The sequence below is a fragment of the Pseudomonas sp. AC172 genome, assembly GCF_979258595.1.
The window spans coordinates 5,184,409-5,200,542 of the sequence record NZ_OZ409868.1; the positions used below are offsets into that span (position 1 = coordinate 5,184,409).

Sequence of the window (16,134 nt, forward strand, 5' to 3'; positions counted from 1 at the left end):
CGCTCTTACTCTTTGTCCAGCTTGCCAACCAGCGACAGGGTGAAATCGGCACCCATGTACTTGAAGTGCGGACGCACGTTCAAGCTCACGCGGTACCAGCCCGGCTCGCCTTCAACGTCGCTGACGATCACTTGCGCAGCGCGCAGTGGACGACGGCCACGGACTTCGGCGCTCGGGTTTTCCTGGTCGGCAACGTACTGACGGATCCACTTGTTCAGTTCCAGCTCGAGGTCGGTACGCTCTTTCCACGAACCGAGTTGCTCGCGCTGCAGCACTTTCAAGTAGTGAGCCAGGCGGTTGACGATCATCATGTACGGCAGTTGGGTGCCGAGCTTGTAGTTCAGCTCTGCAGCCTTGCCTTCTGCGCTGATGCCGAAGAACTTCGGCTTCTGCACTGAGCTTGCGGAGAAGAACGCCGCGTTGTCGGAACCTTTACGCATGGTCAGGGAGATGAAGCCTTCCTCGGCCAGTTCGTATTCACGACGGTCGGAAACCAGAACTTCAGTAGGAATCTTGGTTTCGATTTCGCCCATGCTTTCGAAATGGTGCAGAGGCAGATCTTCAACCGCGCCACCGCTCTGTGGGCCGATGATGTTCGGGCACCAGCGGAACTTGGCGAAGCTGTCGGTCAGCTTGGTGCCGAACGCGTAAGCAGTGTTGCCCCACAAGTAGTGCTCGTGGCTGTTGGCAACGGTTTCCTTGTACACGAACGATTTGACCGGGTTTTCTTCCGGATCGTACGGGTTACGCAGCAGGAAACGCGGCACGGTCAGGCCAACATAACGGGAGTCTTCCGAAGTACGGAAGCTCTGCCATTTGGCGAATTGCGGGCCTTCGAAGTGGTCTTTCAGATCTTTCAGATCCGGCAGGCCGGTGAAGCTTTCCAGACCGAAGAATTTCGGGCCGGCAGCGGCGATGAACGGCGCGTGGGACATGCACGAAACGCTGGCCACGTACTGCATCAGTTTCACGTCTGGCGAGCTTGGCGACATGTAGTAGTTGGCGATGATCGCGCCCACAGGCTGACCACCGAACTGGCCGTATTCAGCGGTGTAGATGTGCTTGTACAGGCCCGACTGCATGACTTCCGGCGAATCTTCGAAATCGTCCAGCAGGTCTTCTTTGGAGACGTTGAGGATTTCGATCTTGATGTTTTCGCGGAAGTTGGTGCGATCGACCAGCAGCTGCAGACCACGCCACGACGATTCCAGGGCCTGGAAGTCCGGGTGGTGCAGGATCTCGTCCATCTGACGGCTGAGCTTGGCATCGATCTCGGCGATCATGCGGTCAACCATGGCCTTCTTGACCGGCTCACCGTTGTTCTGCGGCTTGAGCAGTTCTTCGATGAACGCCGACACGCCACGCTTGGCGATGTCGTAGGCTTCGTCGTCCGGAGTCAGACGGGTTTCGGCGATGATGCTGTCGAGAATGCTGTACTCGCCGTTGCCGGCGCTCTTCTCTTGTGCTGCGCTAGTGCTCATTGTGTTGGCTTCCTTGGCTGGAGTCTCAGGCGTCCGGGGCTGCGGCGTTCAGGCCCAGCTCACCGAGTACGCGACCGCGGGATTCGTCGTCGGCGAGCACGCCTTCGATCGCTTTACGGAACGCAGGTGCGTTACCCAGCGGGCCTTTGAGGGCCACCAGCGCATCGCGCAGTTCCATCAGTTTTTTCAGCTCAGGCACTTGCTCGACCAGGCTGGCCGGGTTGAAGTCCTTCATCGAATTGACGCGCAGTTGCACAGCCAGCTCGTCGGCCTCGCCATCTTCCTGCAGACGGTTCGGCACGCTCAGCGTCAGACCCAGTTCTTGCTTGGCCAACACTTCGTCGAAGGTCATCTTGTCGATGCTGATCGGCTTGCGATCTTCGATTTTGCGATCGTCCTTGCGGTGGGTGTAGTCACCGATTGCCAGCAGCTTCAGCGGCAGTTCAATCTCTTCCTGAGCACCGCCGGTGGCGGGTTTGAAGGTGACGTTGATGCGTTCCTTGGGGGCTACCGAGCCTTCTTTGGCCATGGCTTTTCTCCTTGCGGTTGTGGCCCTGGGGCCTATTCGAGTACCACTTCGAGATCGAGGTGGCACAGCCTGCGATAAATCTCTTCCTTGCGTTCACGTACGGCATGGTTCTGCGGCAACAATTCGCAGCAGCTATGCAGTAAATGCAGCACTTCCAATGCAAGATCGGGCTCCCAGGCGTGCAGGCCTGAGTCCTGTAATGTCTGATCGAGGGTTTCCAGCTGGTTCTTGGCCAGTTCGTATTTCTTGGCCATGAAGCACAGGCGCGCGAGAGCGAACTGCCAGAAGAAGCGTTCGCGACCGCCGTGGGCCGACTGCAAGCCTTGCTTGAGCGTCTGCACGGCAGGCTTCAGGCCTTCCTTGCGCAGCAGCGGCAGAACTTCTTCGAGGGCCTTTTCCCAGGCTGGCTGGGTTTCAACGTTTTCGCTTTCGACCTTGCGCGGCGCACTGGCGCTTTGCAGGTGCGGCATGACGTTGGCGGCGATCCACGCCCGGGTGGACGGATCGGCAAACGGCGCGCCGTCATGGAAGCGCAACTCGACAATGCCGGGCAGGCGCTGAATCAAAAGCGCGAAGTGGATTTCCACTTCGCGCATTGCCAACTCGGCGTTGAGGTTCTGGAGACATTCCCAGACCATCCTCTGGCCATCGAACCAGAACGGTGCCTTCGCCAGGCTCGCCTCCAGTTCCACCAGCAGGTCGGCGTACTTGCCCTGATCGAAACGGTCCTGATAGAGCTTGAGTTTTTCCAGCGGCAGACCACGCAACACGGTGATCTGTTCGGCGTTGCGCTCCGGCACCGCGTCGATGGTCATCCACAGCAGCGTGCGGTTCAGGCGCAGGGCGCGCAGGTCGGTGGCTTTCTGCTTGAGCCACCAGGCGCACAGCGGGCGGGCGCTTTCCTGTTGGGCGCGCAGCGCTTTATGGGCGTCTCGTTCGTTGTCGATCGGTGCGCCGGGGGTGAGCAACTGGCTCGCGGCCTGCTTGACCTGCGCCACTGCCGCACCGACCACACCCGGGGCTGGCTGATTATCGGCCGCGCGCTGGATCATGGTTTTCAGGCGACGGGAGATCGGCAGCAACAGCGGCGAGTCATCGCCCAGGTGCTCAGCACACGCCGCTTCAAGGCCGGACAGGTGCTCGGACAGCTGCCGGAACATCGGCAACTGCTCTTTGATCGCAATGTTTTCGGTGATGACCTGCTCGAGGCGCGGCACCAGCCAGCCGATGGCGGCGGCACGGGTGCGGGGTTTGAGCGGGTGAACGTCGGCCCAGTTGTTTTCCGACAGATGGTGCAGCAACCCGAGGCCGGCCAGCAGCCCGGGGAAGGATTCGCGCTGGTACAGCGACCAGGTCAGCCAGGCGCCGACGCGCAAATCCTTGGATTGGGTTCGGAGCAGATTTTCGCTGTTTTCGCGGATTTTCAGCCAGTCGATCTGCCCGCTTTCATGCATCGACGAGGCTTTGGCCAGCTCGCTTTCCAGGGCCTCGAATTCGCTCGAAAAACGAACGTCTTCGCCCGCAAAATTCTCTTTGGAAACAGAGACTTTAGCGAGTTCGAGGTAATGGGCGGAAAGTTTGCTTGAGTAGGACATCCATGGCCTTTATTAAGGATTACAGTCAGGCGCCTGTTGGAGTAACCGTGGCGCGGGACAGTATCGAAGAGCGGTGATGCGACTCATCCAATTGAGATGTGCTCTTTCAAGTGGGCGCATCGTAATCACTATGATGGCCACTAGCAAGCATCTGATTAAACAACAAGACGAAGTGTTCTTTGTTTGTTGTAGGAGGTTTCCCTATATTCAGTCAGGGAATCCCCGATACCCTGTTTATATTCGCATACCCTTACAAAACACCGGGAAAGCTTGATTTAGAGCGATCGTTCCAGCTGCCATCGATCACTGGAGGCCGGGGCTGAAGAGAATGGTGCGGAGCATGACGGGTTTTGAAAAATTCGGATGTAGGATGATTCCGAAAGACTTCGGTGTTGTTTCAACAAATCACAGCGAGACAATCAACAACTCAGAAAGTGCCATCAATATGATGGCTTTTATATATAGAGTAGTGCTTTAACTGTGAGGCGGATCGATAGCCAACAAATGCAATCAGTTACTCACCCTTTATTAAGCCTGCACGCCAGAATAAATCGGCAGGCATAAAAAATGGGCACCCGACCGCAATCGGTGTGCCCATTTTTATACGGTTCTCCCCGTTATTCGAGGAGTTCGCCGCAATTAAGGATTAACGCTGTCTTTCAACGACTTGCCTGGCTTGAACGCCACGGTGTTGCTGGCCTTGATTTTGACCGGTTCGCCGGTCTGCGGGTTTTTGCCGGTGCGGGCGCCGCGATGGCGTTGCAGGAAGGTGCCGAAGCCGACCAGCGTCACGCTGTCCTTGCGGTGCAGAGCGCCGGTGATTTCTTCGAGAACGGCGTTGAGTACTCGGTTGGCCTGTTCTTTGGTCAGATCTGCTTTTTCAGCGATTGCAGCGGCGAGTTCTGGTTTACGCATTAGTGAAGCCCCTTTGACGGTTTTTTGTTGTTATGTCCGTGCTGTTCTCGTTGGAACAGCGCCCAAGGCGCCGCAGGCTCTACTCTGCGGCAGACGGGAGTGAGAATGGCACGCGGATACCGGCGGCGCCAGTCTCCCCGCGACCTTTGTAGGGGCAAAAGCGGGGTGATTCCGACAGAACGACCGGTATTTACGCCAGCAAGGCCGGAAGCTGTTTGTTCAGGGCGAGTTTTTCCATCACCGCTGCGCCGGTCAGCGCGTAACCGAGCAATTGGCCGTCGGCGCTGTGGCACAGGGCCTTGATGTCGGCGCCCTGCCCTTCGACGGTCCAGACGCCTTCGCTGCCCCGTGGTGGCGGCGATACGACCAGCGGGCACACCGGGGTTTTCACGGTGATCGGCATCGGGCCGTAGCTCACGGCGGTCGGGTCACCGGCGAGGGTTTGTGCCAGCGCTCGCGCACAGCTCATGAGGGGCATCACGTACAGCAGATTCAGCCCATCGACCTCGGCACAATCGCCCAAGGCGTAGATGTTGGCGTGGGAAGTTTTCAGGTGCCGGTCGACCACGACGCCGCGATTGACCTGTACGCCGGCAGCCGCCGCCAGATCGATACGTGGGCGCAGGCCGATGGCCGACACCACCACGTCGCAAGGGATGACCTGGCCGTCGGACAGATGCGCTTCCAGGCCGTCGGCGACTTTTTGCAGGCGGGTCAGCACCGGGCCAAGGTGGAATTTCGCACCGAGGCTTTCCAGCCCGGCCTGCACCGCTGCCGCAGCGGCGGGGTGCAGCAGCATCGGCATGACTTGTTCACAGGGTGCAACCAGTTGCACTTCGTAGCCGCCGAGGATCAGGTCGTTGGCGAATTCGCAGCCGATCAGGCCGGCGCCGAGCAGCAGCACCCGGCGCTTGCCCGCCGCAGCGGCACGGAAACGCGCATAGTCTTCAAGATCATTGATCGGGAACACCCGATCGCTGCCATCACCTTCGATCGGTACGCGCACGGTTTCTGCGCCCCAGGCGAGGATCAGGTCGCGGTAGTACACCGCCTCTTCACCGATCCACAGGCGCTTGTGGCCGGCGTCGATACCGCTGATACGCGTGTGCGTGCGCACTTCGGCCTTCAACTGCTCAGCCATCGCGCCTGGTTCGGCCATGCTCAGGCCATCGGCATCCTTGTTCTTGCCGAAACCGGTGGAGAGCATCGGTTTGGAGTAAGAGCGGCCGTCATCGGCGGTGATCAGCAGCAACGGGGTTTCGCTGTCGAGCTTGCGAAACTCGCGGGCCAGGTTGTAGCCCGCAAGGCCAGTGCCAATGATGACGACAGGTGCGCTCATGCCTTACTCCTTTGTTTTTCTTGCTTAGTTGATTTCGATCATTTCGAAGTCCAGCTTGCCGACGCCGCAGTCCGGGCACAGCCAGTCTTCCGGCACGTCCTGCCACAGGGTGCCCGGCGCAATGCCGTCCTCCGGCCAGCCGTCGGCTTCGTTGTAGATCAGGCCGCAGACCACACATTGCCACTTTTTCATTCAGGTACTTCCTCAGGGTTCAGGCTTGGTGCCGGCGCGGACGGTCGATGGGTGTTGCACTGCCATCCGGCTCAGGGCGTTTTGTACTGATGGAGCCGGTCAGATGCAAGCCTGTTCGACGCAATGGCGACCCGGATCAATCAATAGCGCAACTCGCCATGGTAAGCTCGCCGCCTCATTTGCGGCCAATAATGACTCATTGTGCAACATTCAAATGCCTGCCCGACCCCGCTCTGGCTGACCCAAAGCCGACTGACGCCCCTCCCCGATTCGTTGACCCTCGACTGGTTGTTCGACGAAGGCTCCCTGACCCGCCGCCTGACCCAGCTGTCCGACGATGGCTTCAGCGTTACGCCGTTGTTCGAAGGCTGGGACACCCTGCGCACTGACGAATGTGCAGCGCTGGATCTGGCTGAGGGCAGCGAAGGCTGGGTGCGCGAAGTGTATTTGCGCGGCCACGGTGAAGCCTGGGTGTTTGCCCGCAGCGTCGCCTCACGCGCCGCCTTGCAGGGTGACGGCTTGCACATGGACGAGTTGGGCAGTCGCTCGCTGGGCGAACTGTTGTTTTGCGATCAGGCGTTCCAGCGCCGCGCCCTCGAAGTTTGCCACTACCCTGAACAATGGCTGCCGCCCGCCGCCAAAACGCCTGAGCTGTGGGGGCGTCGTTCGCGCTTTGATCGTGGCGCGCTGAGCGTCCTGGTTGCGGAAATCTTCCTGCCGAGCCTGTGGACCGCCGCCCGCGCCCATCCGGAGAACTGCTGATGTATCAGAGCCTGCTCAAGTCGCTGAACCGCTTGAACCCGCGCGCCTGGGATTTCATTCAGTTGACCCGGATGGACAAGCCGATCGGCATTTACCTGCTGCTATGGCCGACCCTGTGGGCACTGTGGATCGCTGGTAAAGGTTCGCCGTCGCTGGCCAACGTGGTGATTTTCGTCCTCGGCGTGGTGCTGACCCGCGCCGGCGGCTGCGTGATCAACGACTGGGCCGATCGCAAGGTCGACGGCCACGTCAAACGTACCGCGCAGCGGCCATTGGCTGCCGGCAGAATCAGTTCGAAAGAAGCGCTGGTGTTCTTCGCCCTGTTGATGGGCGTGAGTTTTCTGCTGGTGCTGTGCACCAACGCGCCGACCATTTGGTTATCGCTGGGCGGTCTGGCGCTGGCCTTCACTTATCCATTCATGAAGCGCTACACCTATTACCCGCAAGTGGTGCTGGGCGCGGCGTTTTCGTGGGGCATGCCGATGGCGTTCACCGCCGAGACCGGTGAGCTGCCGGCGGCGGCGTGGCTGCTGTGGATCGCCAATCTGCTGTGGACGGTGGGTTACGACACCTATTACGCGATGACCGATCGCGATGACGATTTGAAGATTGGCGTGAAATCCACGGCGATTCTGTTCGGCGAGGCGGATCGGGTGATCATCCTGAGCTTGCAGGCGTTGTCGCTGGGCTGTCTGTTGCTGGCGGGCTCCAGATTTGAGCTGGGGATCTGGTTCCATCTCGGCTTGCTGGTGGCCGCTGGCTGCTATGCGTGGGAGTTCTGGTACACCCGCGATCGTGACCGCATGCGTTGTTTCAAGGCGTTTTTGCACAACCACTGGGCCGGGTTGGCGATTTTTGTCGGGATCGTGCTGGATTACGCATTGCGCTGAAGATTTAAACCTGTGGGAGTGAGCTTGCTCGCGAAAGCATTGGGTCAGTTGCCACATAGGCTGACTGAGACGACACCTTCGCGAGCAAGCTCGCTCCACAGGGGATTTGCGTTTATTTGTGCTCGTGCACTACGTGCCAAACTTCCTTCATGCCATCGCCTTTCATTTCTCCAGGCTTCTCATCCTTCATGAAGGTATACAGCGGCTTGCCGTCGTAGGCGTATTGCATCATGCCGTCATCGCGCTTGATCACTGTCCATTTGCCTTCAGCCTTGGCACCCGCCGGCGCCATCATCGGCGGCCAGTTCTTCGCGCAATCGCCGTTGCACATCGACTTGCCGCCAGCGTCCTTGTCGAACGTATAAACGGTCATGCCTTTGTGGTCGACCATCATGCCGTCCTTCATCATGGCCGGCTCGGCGGCCATGGCAAATCCAGGCAGAGTCAGGGCCGCAGCCATCAGCAGTGCTTTAAAAGAAACAGTCATTTGAGTCATGGAAGCCTTCTTTTGTGGTTGTCAGGATTCGGACTTAGAGCTTAGTTCAGGATTTGCACAATCGCTGCCGGACTAAAATACTGTCACACGACTGCAATAATTCCGTTATCTAATGCGGCGCAAGACAGTTAAATGACAAGAGGATTAAGGCATGGTTGGCAGGAGCATTCTGATCGTCGACGACGAAGCGCCCATTCGCGAAATGATCGCCGTTGCGTTGGAAATGGCCGGCTATGACTGCCTCGAGGCAGAGAACTCGCAGCAGGCACACGCCATCATCGTTGACCGCAAGCCAGACCTGATTCTGCTCGACTGGATGCTGCCGGGCACCTCGGGCATCGAGCTGGCCCGTCGTCTGAAGCGTGACGAGCTGACCGGGGACATCCCGATCATCATGCTCACCGCCAAGGGCGAAGAGGACAACAAGATCCAGGGTCTGGAAGTCGGCGCCGACGACTACATCACCAAACCGTTTTCCCCGCGCGAACTGGTCGCCCGTCTCAAAGCCGTGCTGCGCCGCGCCGGCCCGACCGACGGAGAAGCGCCGATCGAAGTTGGCGGTCTGCTGCTCGACCCGATCAGCCACCGCGTGACCATCGACGGCAAACCAGCCGAGATGGGCCCGACCGAATACCGTCTGCTGCAATTCTTCATGACCCACCAGGAACGCGCCTACACCCGTGGCCAGTTGCTGGATCAGGTCTGGGGCGGCAACGTCTATGTTGAAGAGCGCACCGTCGACGTGCACATCCGCCGCCTGCGCAAGGCCCTCGGCGACGCCTACGAAAATCTGGTACAAACCGTGCGCGGCACCGGCTACCGGTTTTCCACCAAAGCATAAAAAAACAGCTGCAAGCTTCTAGCTGTAAGCGGCAAGAAACTGCGAGCCGCTCAAGCTTGTAGCTTGCAGCTTGAAACTTGAAGCTGCGGCTAAGGACGCCCCCGTGAATCAAAACTGGCATGGCACCCTGATTCGCCACATGCTGCTGCTGGTCACCGCCTGCCTGGTGATCGGCCTGATCACCGGCTATTACGGCTGGAGCCTCGCGGTGGGTCTGGGGATTTATCTGGGCTGGACGCTCAAGCAATTGCTGCGGCTGCACGAATGGCTGCGCCAGCACCAACCCGACGAAGCACCGCCCGATGGCTATGGCCTGTGGGGTGAGGTGTTCGACAGCATTTACCATCTGCAACGCCGCGATCAACGCGTGCGCGGGCGCCTGCAAGCGGTGATCGACCGGGTTCAGGAATCCACTGCTGCGCTGAAAGACGCGGTGATCATGCTCGACAGCGACGGCAACCTGGAATGGTGGAACCGCGCCGCCGAAACCCTGCTCGGTCTCAAGACCCCGCAAGACAGTGGCCAACCGGTGACCAACCTGGTGCGCCATCCGCGCTTCAAGGAATACTTCGAGCAGGACAGCTACGCCGAGCCGTTGGAAATCCCCTCGCCGACCAATGATCGCGTACGCATTCAGCTGTACCTGACCCGCTACGGCAACAACGAACACTTGATGCTGGTGCGCGACGTCACGCGCATTCATCAGCTGGAACAAATGCGCAAAGACTTCATCGCCAACGTCTCCCACGAATTGCGCACACCGCTGACGGTGATCTGCGGCTATCTGGAAACCCTGCTCGACAACGTCGAGGAAGTGAATCCGCGCTGGAGCCGCGCCCTGCAGCAGATGCAACAACAGGGCGGGCGCATGCAGACGCTGCTCAACGACTTGTTGCTGCTGGCGAAACTGGAAGCCACTGATTACCCGTCGGACAACCAGCCGGTGCAGGTCGACACCTTGCTGCAATCGATCAAAAGCGATGCGCAGCAATTGTCCGGATCGAAAAACCAGCGCATCACGCTGGAAGCCGACGCCGGCCTGTTGCTCAAGGGCAGCGAGGCGGAATTGCGCAGTGCGTTTTCCAATCTGGTGTTCAACGCGGTGAAGTACACCCCGGCCGAGGGCAACATCCGCATTCGCTGGTGGGGCGACGATCAGGGCGCGCACCTGAGCGTGCAGGATTCCGGGATCGGCATCGACAGCAAACACCTGCCGCGCCTGACCGAACGCTTCTACCGCGTCGACTCCAGCCGCAACTCCAACACCGGCGGCACCGGGCTGGGTCTGGCCATCGTCAAACATGTGTTGCTGCGCCATCGCGCGCGCATGGAGATCAGCAGCGTGCCCGGTCACGGCAGCACGTTCACCTGCCATTTCGCCCCGGCTCAGGTCGCCCAGGCACGGCCGATCAGCGCCGCTGAGTAATGTCGCACTAGGCAATCGCCAGGTCAGCCGCTACATTGGCTGACTTGTGCCTGCCTTTCAGGCACGACTTTTCTCTCTCTTGAATCACACGGAACCCGCAAAACTCCATCATGGACCCTTCCCCTGGCTTGTCCCTCGCAACAATATTCGCCGATTTCGGCATGATCCTTTTTGCTCTGATCCTGGTTTTGCTCAACGGCTTTTTCGTTGCGGCAGAATTCGCCATGGTCAAACTGCGCTCGACCCGGGTCGAGGCCATCGCTGATCAGAACGGCTGGCGCGGACACATCCTGCGCACCGTACACAGTCAGCTCGATGCGTACCTCTCGGCGTGTCAGCTCGGTATCACTCTCGCCTCCCTCGGCCTCGGCTGGGTCGGTGAACCGGCCTTTGCGCACATTCTCGAGCCGCTGCTGAGCGCGGTCGGCGTGCAATCGCCGGAAATCGTCAAGGGTGTGTCGTTCTTCACTGCGTTCTTCATCATTTCGTACCTGCACATCGTGGTCGGCGAACTGGCTCCGAAATCCTGGGCGATCCGCAAACCCGAGCTGCTGTCGCTGTGGACGGCGGTGCCGCTGTACCTGTTCTACTGGGCGATGTACCCGGCGATCTACCTGCTCAACGCCAGCGCCAACGCGATTCTGCGTATCGCCGGCCAGGGCGAACCCGGCCCGCACCACGAACACCATTACAGCCGTGAAGAACTGAAACTGATTCTGCACTCCAGCCGTGGCCAGGATCCGAGCGATCAGGGCATGCGCGTTTTGGCCTCAGCGGTGGAAATGGGCGAGCTGGAGGTGGTTGACTGGGCCAACTCCCGTGAAGACCTGATCACCCTCGAATTCAACGCGCCACTGAAAGAAATCCTCGCGATGTTCCGTCGCCACAAGTTCAGCCGTTATCCGGTCTACGACAGCGAACGCCAGGAGTTCGTCGGCCTGCTGCACATCAAGGATCTGCTGCTGGAACTGGCGGCGCTGGACCACATTCCCGAGTCATTCAACCTGGCCGAGCTGACCCGACCGCTGGAGCGCGTGTCGCGGCACATGCCGCTGTCGCAGTTGCTGGAGCAGTTCCGCAAGGGCGGCTCGCACTTCGCCGTGGTCGAGGAGGCTGACGGCAACATCATCGGCTACCTGACCATGGAAGACGTGCTTGAGGTGCTGGTCGGCGACATTCAGGATGAACACCGCAAGGCTGAACGCGGGATCCTCGCCTATCAGCCGGGCAAGCTCTTGGTGCGTGGCGACACGCCGCTGTTCAAGGTTGAACGCCTGCTGGGTATCGACCTTGATCACATTGAAGCGGAAACCCTTGCCGGGCTGGTCTACGAGACTTTGAAGCGCGTACCTGAAGAGGAAGAAGTGCTGGAAGTCGAAGGCCTGCGGATCATCATCAAGAAGATGAAAGGGCCGAAGATTGTCCTGGCGAAGGTGTTGATGCTGGATTGATGGGCTGATCCGGCACAGCGCCGCCCCTATCGTGAGCAGGCGCGCTCCCATGCTTTCCAGGGTGGGAGCGAGCCTGCTCGCGAAGGCGTCAGATCAGACACCTCATCACTGCTTGCCCAGCGCAAAGTTGGGCAACGCCCCCAGTGGCTGAACGAACTGATACGGGATCGACACCAGCCCCTCCCCCGTATTGCGCTGCACCACAAAGTGCAAGTGCGGGCCACTGCTATTGCCGGTATTACCGGACAGCGCCAACGGACTGCCCACCGCCACCCGTTGCCCCTCACGCACGCTCACCGAACCCTGCTTGAGGTGCAGGTACACGCCCATCGTGCCATCGTCGTGCAGCACCCGCACAAAGTTGCCGGACGCATCGTTGCCGCGTCCGCTCTGTGCGTTTTCGGTTTTCACCACCACCCCGGCCCGCGCGGCAATGATCGGCGTGCCTACCGGCATGGCGATGTCCATCGCATAACGATTCTTCGGCCCATAGTGGCTGTATTGGCCGTTGGCGCCCTGACTCAGGCGGAACGGCCCGCCTCGCCATGGCAGCGGATAGCGATAGCCCTGCGCGATGCCAGCGGGGTCGCCGAGAGAATAGTGAAATTGTGGCGTGTACACCAACGGTTGCTTGCCAGACACCGCCGTCAGCAGCGCCAACCGGGTATTGCTGCGCGCTGGCAGCACGCGGTGGATGGTTTGCGCCGGGGCGCCACGCACATTGCTCAGTCCGGTGAATGCCAGGGCAATTTTGACTGGCGCATACAGATCGTTGCGCACGAAGACCACGTCAGTGCCCTTCTGCTTCTTGATATCGAGGTACACCTGGCGCTCCAGGCGTTCGACCATGCGGTCCTGAAAGACGAACACCTGCGCACCTTTGCTCGGCCGGTCGCTGTAGGAGACCACGCCGTTGGCATCGGTGGATTTGTAAATGGTCATGGCCACAGCCGAGGTGCAGGCCATGAAGAGACCACAGAAAAACAGCAGGCGCGCGAGCATGGGCAAGAGTCTGTCGAAAGGAAGGCCTGGAAATGAGCCTAGCAGGTGAAGCAGACCAGGCTAGTCGACAGATGTTTCAAATTAGGCAGTCTGGAAAATGGATGGCGTATGGGATGGCCCCTTCGCGAGCAGGCTCGCTCCCACATTTGGAATGCATTCCAAGGTGGGAGCGAGCCTGCTCGCGATAGCGGACTGTCAGGCGACGAAAATTACGCGCCCGGAACGAAGTGCTTCTGCGCCGTGCCGCGCGCGATCAGGCGGGAGATGTAGTCGAGCTTTTGCGCATCCTGATCGACGAAACGGAAGGTCAGTTGCAGCCATTCGCTGTCCGGTTTCTGCTCAAACGCGACGACCGCGTGCAGGTAACCATTGAGACGGGCAATCTCGGCGTTGTCGCCCTGCTCCAGATCGAGCACGGCGCTGTCGAGGATCTGCGGCAGGGTGTCGGTGCGTTTCACCACCAACAACGCTTCCTTGATGCTCAGAGCCTTGATCACACATTGCTGAGTACCACTTGGCAGGCGCAACTGACCCTGGCCACGACCGCTGGCCGGCGCCGACGCGGCGACTGGCGCCTTGACCGGTGGGCTGTTAAGCAAACCACGCGATGGCGCAGCGGCGGGTGCTGGCGCGGCAGCAGCCGGCTTGGCAAACGGGTTGACCGCCGCTGCTGCCGGTGCACCGCCGACCACGGCAGGCTTGCCGCCGGTCAAGGCGCTCAGGGAATCGTTGCCGAACGCCGAGTTCATCTTGGTCGGCGCGCTGTTCATCAGGGTGTCGAGTTTGCCAACCTTGTTCAGCGCCTGTTTGACCTTGGTCAGCAGTTGCTCGTTGGTGAACGGCTTGCTGACGTAGCCGGAAACGCCGGCCTGAATCGCCTGCACGACGTTTTCCTTGTCGCCACGGCTGGTGACCATGACGAACGGCATGGTCTTGAGGTTGTCTTGCTCGCGGCACCAGGTCAGCAGTTCGAGGCCAGACATTTCCGGCATTTCCCAGTCGCACAGGACCAGGTCGAACGCCTCTCTGGCCAGCATGGCCTGGGCCTTTTTACCGTTGACGGCGTCCTCGGTGCGGATCCCCGGGAAGTAATTACGCAGGCACTTTTTCACCAGGTCACGAATGAACGAAGCATCGTCCACGACCAACACACTGATCTTGCTCATCCAACACCCCTATTAAAATCCCGGCAAGCATAACGCTGGCTGATGGCACATTGCCAAAACTCTTCAGTCACGCCGGGACTTTTCGTTCGCGGGTGCTGCTTTTTAATTCGCTTCTGCCTATGAAAAGCACAAACAAAAACGCCCGGCCAAAGGGCCGGGCGCTTTTCTCAGGCAATCTTACTTATCGTCAGCATCGCCCGGAACATTAGCGGTTTCGCCGCTTGTACCTTCAACTTCTTCTTTCATGCGCTTGAGGCCCATGTGGCGCACGTCGGTGCCGCGCACCAGGTAAATGACCAGTTCGGAGATGTTGCGCGCGTGATCGCCGATGCGTTCCAGCGAACGCAGCACCCAGATAATGCTCAAGACCCGCGAGATAGAGCGCGGGTCTTCCATCATGTAGGTGGCCAGCTCACGCAGCGCGGTCTTGTATTCGCGGTCGATGATCTTGTCGTACTGCGCCACCGACAACGCCAGATCGGCGTCGAAACGGGCAAACGCGTCCAGCGCATCGCGGACCATGTTGCGCACCTGGTCGCCAATGTGACGAACCTCGACGTAACCGCGCGGCGCTTCGCCTTCTTCGCACAGTTGAATCGCTCGACGAGCGATCTTGGTCGCTTCGTCGCCGATGCGCTCGAGGTCGATCACCGACTTGGAAATGCTGATGATCAAACGCAGGTCGGATGCTGCCGGCTGGCGACGGGCGAGAATGCGCAGGCATTCTTCGTCGATGTTGCGTTCCATCTGGTTGATCTGGTCGTCGATCTCACGCACCTGCTGAGCCAGACCGGAATCGGCCTCGATCAGCGCGGTCACCGCGTCATTGACCTGCTTCTCGACCAGCCCGCCCATGGCCAGGAGGTGGCTGCGCACTTCCTCAAGCTCAGCGTTGAACTGCGCGGAGATGTGATGAGTGAGGCCTTCTTTGGAAATCATGCATTCGCTCCGAAAAAGCGTTTAACCAAAAGCTGCAAGCTACAAGCTGCAAGCTGTTATGTGGTGATCCATGCCGCTTCGCTTCTAACTTGCCGCTTGAAGCTTGCCGCTCGCAACTGCTTCAATCAGCCATAACGACCGGTGATGTAGTCTTCGGTCTGCTTCTTCGCCGGATTGGTGAACAAGGTATCGGTGTCGCCGAATTCCACCAGTTTGCCCATGTACATGAACGCCGTGTAGTCGGACACCCGCGCGGCCTGTTGCATGTTGTGCGTGACGATGACGATGGTGAACTTGGACTTCAGCTCGTAGATCAGCTCTTCGACTTTCAGCGTCGAGATCGGGTCGAGGGCCGAGCACGGTTCGTCGAGCAGCAGCACTTCCGGCTCAACCGCGATGGTGCGGGCGATGACCAGACGCTGTTGCTGACCACCGGACAGACCGAGTGCCGATTCATGCAGACGGTCTTTGACTTCGTCCCACAGCGCCGCGCCTTTCAATGCCCACTCGACCGCTTCGTCGAGGACGCGCTTCTTGTTGATGCCCTGAATGCGCAGGCCATAGACCACGTTTTCGTAGATGGTCTTCGGGAACGGGTTGGGCTTCTGGAACACCATGCCGACACGACGACGCAACTCTGCAACGTCTTCGCCTTTGCGATAGATGTTGTTGCCGTACAGGTTGATCGCGCCTTCTACGCGGCAGCCGTCAACCAGATCGTTCATGCGGTTGAAGGTGCGCAGCAGCGTGGATTTACCGCAGCCGGACGGGCCGATGAACGCGGTCACGCGCTGTTTCGGGATGTTCATGCTGACGTCGAACAGTGCCTGTTTCTCGCCGTAGTACAGGCTCAGGCCCGGTACTTCGATGGCCACGGTTTCCTGTTCGAGGTTCAGGCTCTGCTTGTCGCGGCCCAGGGCGGACATGTTGATGCCGTGGGTATGTGTTTCGTGCTGCATGGGAGGCTCCCTGTGCTAACAAATTCGGTTCGGAACACTGCTTGTTGCAGCTTCCATCAATATTCCAGTGGACGCGGTTCAATGTGGGAGCGAGCTTGCTCGCGAAGGGGCCCTTACGGCCGCCAAAAGCTTCGCGAGCAAGCTCGCTCCC

At 59.6% G+C, this 16,134-nt stretch carries 16 protein-coding genes; 5 read left to right on the forward strand and 11 right to left on the reverse strand.

Annotation, left to right across the window (positions count from 1 at the left end; all coding sequences use genetic code 11):
- Positions 1–5: 5 nt before the first annotated feature.
- The 6 genes from tssC to ACZ0A4_RS23540 all read right to left on the reverse strand — a co-directional run bounded on the left by tssC (position 6) and on the right by ACZ0A4_RS23540 (position 6,051).
- Entirely contained in the window at positions 6–1,481 is a 1,476-nt protein-coding gene (tssC, locus tag ACZ0A4_RS23515; RefSeq protein WP_007920272.1) for a type VI secretion system contractile sheath large subunit, read from the reverse strand.
- 25 nt (positions 1,482–1,506) lie between these two features.
- Entirely contained in the window at positions 1,507–2,010 is a 504-nt protein-coding gene (gene tssB / locus ACZ0A4_RS23520; RefSeq protein WP_003229587.1) for a type VI secretion system contractile sheath small subunit, read from the reverse strand.
- Between the two features lie 32 nt (positions 2,011–2,042).
- Positions 2,043–3,605 carry a type VI secretion system protein TssA gene (tssA, locus tag ACZ0A4_RS23525; RefSeq protein ID WP_095049653.1) on the reverse strand — a complete coding sequence of 521 codons (1,563 nt, stop codon included), beginning with the start codon at positions 3,603–3,605 and terminating at the stop codon, positions 2,043–2,045.
- Between the two features lie 639 nt (positions 3,606–4,244).
- The gene (locus ACZ0A4_RS23530; RefSeq protein ID WP_003213368.1) at positions 4,245–4,520 is read right to left on the reverse strand and encodes an HU family DNA-binding protein; all 276 of its coding nucleotides are present in this window, start codon (positions 4,518–4,520) and stop codon (positions 4,245–4,247) included.
- A 190-nt stretch (positions 4,521–4,710) separates the two neighbouring features.
- Positions 4,711–5,859, reverse strand: a complete 1,149-nt coding sequence (locus ACZ0A4_RS23535; RefSeq protein WP_463576524.1) for an NAD(P)/FAD-dependent oxidoreductase — start codon at positions 5,857–5,859, stop codon at positions 4,711–4,713.
- Between the two features lie 24 nt (positions 5,860–5,883).
- Positions 5,884–6,051, reverse strand: a complete 168-nt coding sequence (locus ACZ0A4_RS23540; RefSeq protein ID WP_463576525.1) for a rubredoxin — start codon at positions 6,049–6,051, stop codon at positions 5,884–5,886.
- Positions 6,052–6,252: 201 nt separating this feature from the next.
- Between ACZ0A4_RS23540 and ACZ0A4_RS23545 the strand changes: the two genes are divergently transcribed.
- On the forward strand, positions 6,253–6,813 hold the full coding sequence (locus tag ACZ0A4_RS23545; RefSeq protein WP_463576526.1) for a chorismate--pyruvate lyase family protein: 561 nt from the start codon (positions 6,253–6,255) through the stop codon (positions 6,811–6,813).
- A complete protein-coding gene (gene ubiA, locus ACZ0A4_RS23550) occupies positions 6,813–7,703 on the forward strand; it encodes a 4-hydroxybenzoate octaprenyltransferase (RefSeq protein ID WP_463576527.1) in 891 nt (296 codons plus the stop codon). The genes ACZ0A4_RS23545 and ubiA overlap by 1 nt, the downstream gene beginning before the upstream one ends.
- Positions 7,704–7,815: 112 nt before the next feature.
- On the opposite strand, the gene ACZ0A4_RS23555 is transcribed toward ubiA, so the two are convergent.
- Entirely contained in the window at positions 7,816–8,199 is a 384-nt protein-coding gene (locus tag ACZ0A4_RS23555) for a COG4315 family predicted lipoprotein (protein WP_077575084.1), read from the reverse strand.
- A gap of 151 nt (positions 8,200–8,350) precedes the next feature.
- Here ACZ0A4_RS23555 and phoB point away from each other — a divergent pair, with 151 nt between their 5' ends.
- From phoB to ACZ0A4_RS23570, 3 genes are all read left to right on the forward strand, one after another.
- The gene (gene phoB, locus ACZ0A4_RS23560; protein ID WP_007896474.1) at positions 8,351–9,040 is read left to right on the forward strand and encodes a phosphate regulon transcriptional regulator PhoB; all 690 of its coding nucleotides are present in this window, start codon (positions 8,351–8,353) and stop codon (positions 9,038–9,040) included.
- Between the two features lie 139 nt (positions 9,041–9,179).
- Positions 9,180–10,466 (forward strand): phosphate regulon sensor histidine kinase PhoR, encoded by a 1,287-nt coding sequence (phoR, locus tag ACZ0A4_RS23565; RefSeq protein WP_463577623.1) that lies wholly within the window; start codon positions 9,180–9,182, stop codon positions 10,464–10,466.
- Between the two features lie 110 nt (positions 10,467–10,576).
- Positions 10,577–11,917 (forward strand): hemolysin family protein, encoded by a 1,341-nt coding sequence (locus ACZ0A4_RS23570; protein ID WP_007920256.1) that lies wholly within the window; start codon positions 10,577–10,579, stop codon positions 11,915–11,917.
- 105 nt (positions 11,918–12,022) lie between these two features.
- Here the strand turns inward: ACZ0A4_RS23570 and ACZ0A4_RS23575 are convergent, their stop codons facing one another.
- From ACZ0A4_RS23575 to pstB, 4 genes are all read right to left on the reverse strand, one after another.
- Positions 12,023–12,919, reverse strand: a complete 897-nt coding sequence (locus tag ACZ0A4_RS23575; RefSeq protein WP_463576528.1) for a peptidoglycan DD-metalloendopeptidase family protein — start codon at positions 12,917–12,919, stop codon at positions 12,023–12,025.
- A 209-nt stretch (positions 12,920–13,128) separates the two neighbouring features.
- Positions 13,129–14,085 carry a response regulator gene (locus ACZ0A4_RS23580; RefSeq protein ID WP_463576529.1) on the reverse strand — a complete coding sequence of 319 codons (957 nt, stop codon included), beginning with the start codon at positions 14,083–14,085 and terminating at the stop codon, positions 13,129–13,131.
- Positions 14,086–14,262: 177 nt separating this feature from the next.
- Positions 14,263–15,024: a phosphate signaling complex protein PhoU gene (phoU, locus tag ACZ0A4_RS23585; RefSeq protein WP_007954334.1), complete on the reverse strand. Its 762-nt coding sequence runs from the start codon at positions 15,022–15,024 to the stop codon at positions 14,263–14,265.
- Between the two features lie 125 nt (positions 15,025–15,149).
- Positions 15,150–15,983 carry a phosphate ABC transporter ATP-binding protein PstB gene (gene pstB, locus ACZ0A4_RS23590; RefSeq protein ID WP_093429626.1) on the reverse strand — a complete coding sequence of 278 codons (834 nt, stop codon included), beginning with the start codon at positions 15,981–15,983 and terminating at the stop codon, positions 15,150–15,152.
- Between the last annotated feature and the right edge of the window lie 151 nt (positions 15,984–16,134).

Excerpts from the sequence above, each read along its gene's own strand:
- tssC (WP_007920272.1), bottom strand. The coding sequence starts at position 1,481 with ATGAGCACTAGCGCAGCACAAGAGAAGAGCGCCGGCAACGGCGAGTAC.
- tssB (WP_003229587.1), bottom strand. The coding sequence starts at position 2,010 with ATGGCCAAAGAAGGCTCGGTAGCCCCCAAGGAACGCATCAACGTCACC.
- tssA (WP_095049653.1), bottom strand. The coding sequence starts at position 3,605 with ATGTCCTACTCAAGCAAACTTTCCGCCCATTACCTCGAACTCGCTAAA.
- ACZ0A4_RS23530 (WP_003213368.1), bottom strand. The coding sequence starts at position 4,520 with ATGCGTAAACCAGAACTCGCCGCTGCAATCGCTGAAAAAGCAGATCTG.
- ACZ0A4_RS23535 (WP_463576524.1), bottom strand. The coding sequence starts at position 5,859 with ATGAGCGCACCTGTCGTCATCATTGGCACTGGCCTTGCGGGCTACAAC.
- ACZ0A4_RS23540 (WP_463576525.1), bottom strand. The coding sequence starts at position 6,051 with ATGAAAAAGTGGCAATGTGTGGTCTGCGGCCTGATCTACAACGAAGCC.
- ubiA (WP_463576527.1), top strand. The coding sequence starts at position 6,813 with ATGTATCAGAGCCTGCTCAAGTCGCTGAACCGCTTGAACCCGCGCGCC.
- ACZ0A4_RS23555 (WP_077575084.1), bottom strand. The coding sequence starts at position 8,199 with ATGACTCAAATGACTGTTTCTTTTAAAGCACTGCTGATGGCTGCGGCC.
- phoB (WP_007896474.1), top strand. The coding sequence starts at position 8,351 with ATGGTTGGCAGGAGCATTCTGATCGTCGACGACGAAGCGCCCATTCGC.
- phoR (WP_463577623.1), top strand. The coding sequence starts at position 9,180 with ATGCTGCTGCTGGTCACCGCCTGCCTGGTGATCGGCCTGATCACCGGC.
- ACZ0A4_RS23570 (WP_007920256.1), top strand. The coding sequence starts at position 10,577 with ATGGACCCTTCCCCTGGCTTGTCCCTCGCAACAATATTCGCCGATTTC.
- ACZ0A4_RS23575 (WP_463576528.1), bottom strand. The coding sequence starts at position 12,919 with ATGCTCGCGCGCCTGCTGTTTTTCTGTGGTCTCTTCATGGCCTGCACC.
- ACZ0A4_RS23580 (WP_463576529.1), bottom strand. The coding sequence starts at position 14,085 with ATGAGCAAGATCAGTGTGTTGGTCGTGGACGATGCTTCGTTCATTCGT.
- phoU (WP_007954334.1), bottom strand. The coding sequence starts at position 15,024 with ATGATTTCCAAAGAAGGCCTCACTCATCACATCTCCGCGCAGTTCAAC.
- pstB (WP_093429626.1), bottom strand. The coding sequence starts at position 15,983 with ATGCAGCACGAAACACATACCCACGGCATCAACATGTCCGCCCTGGGC.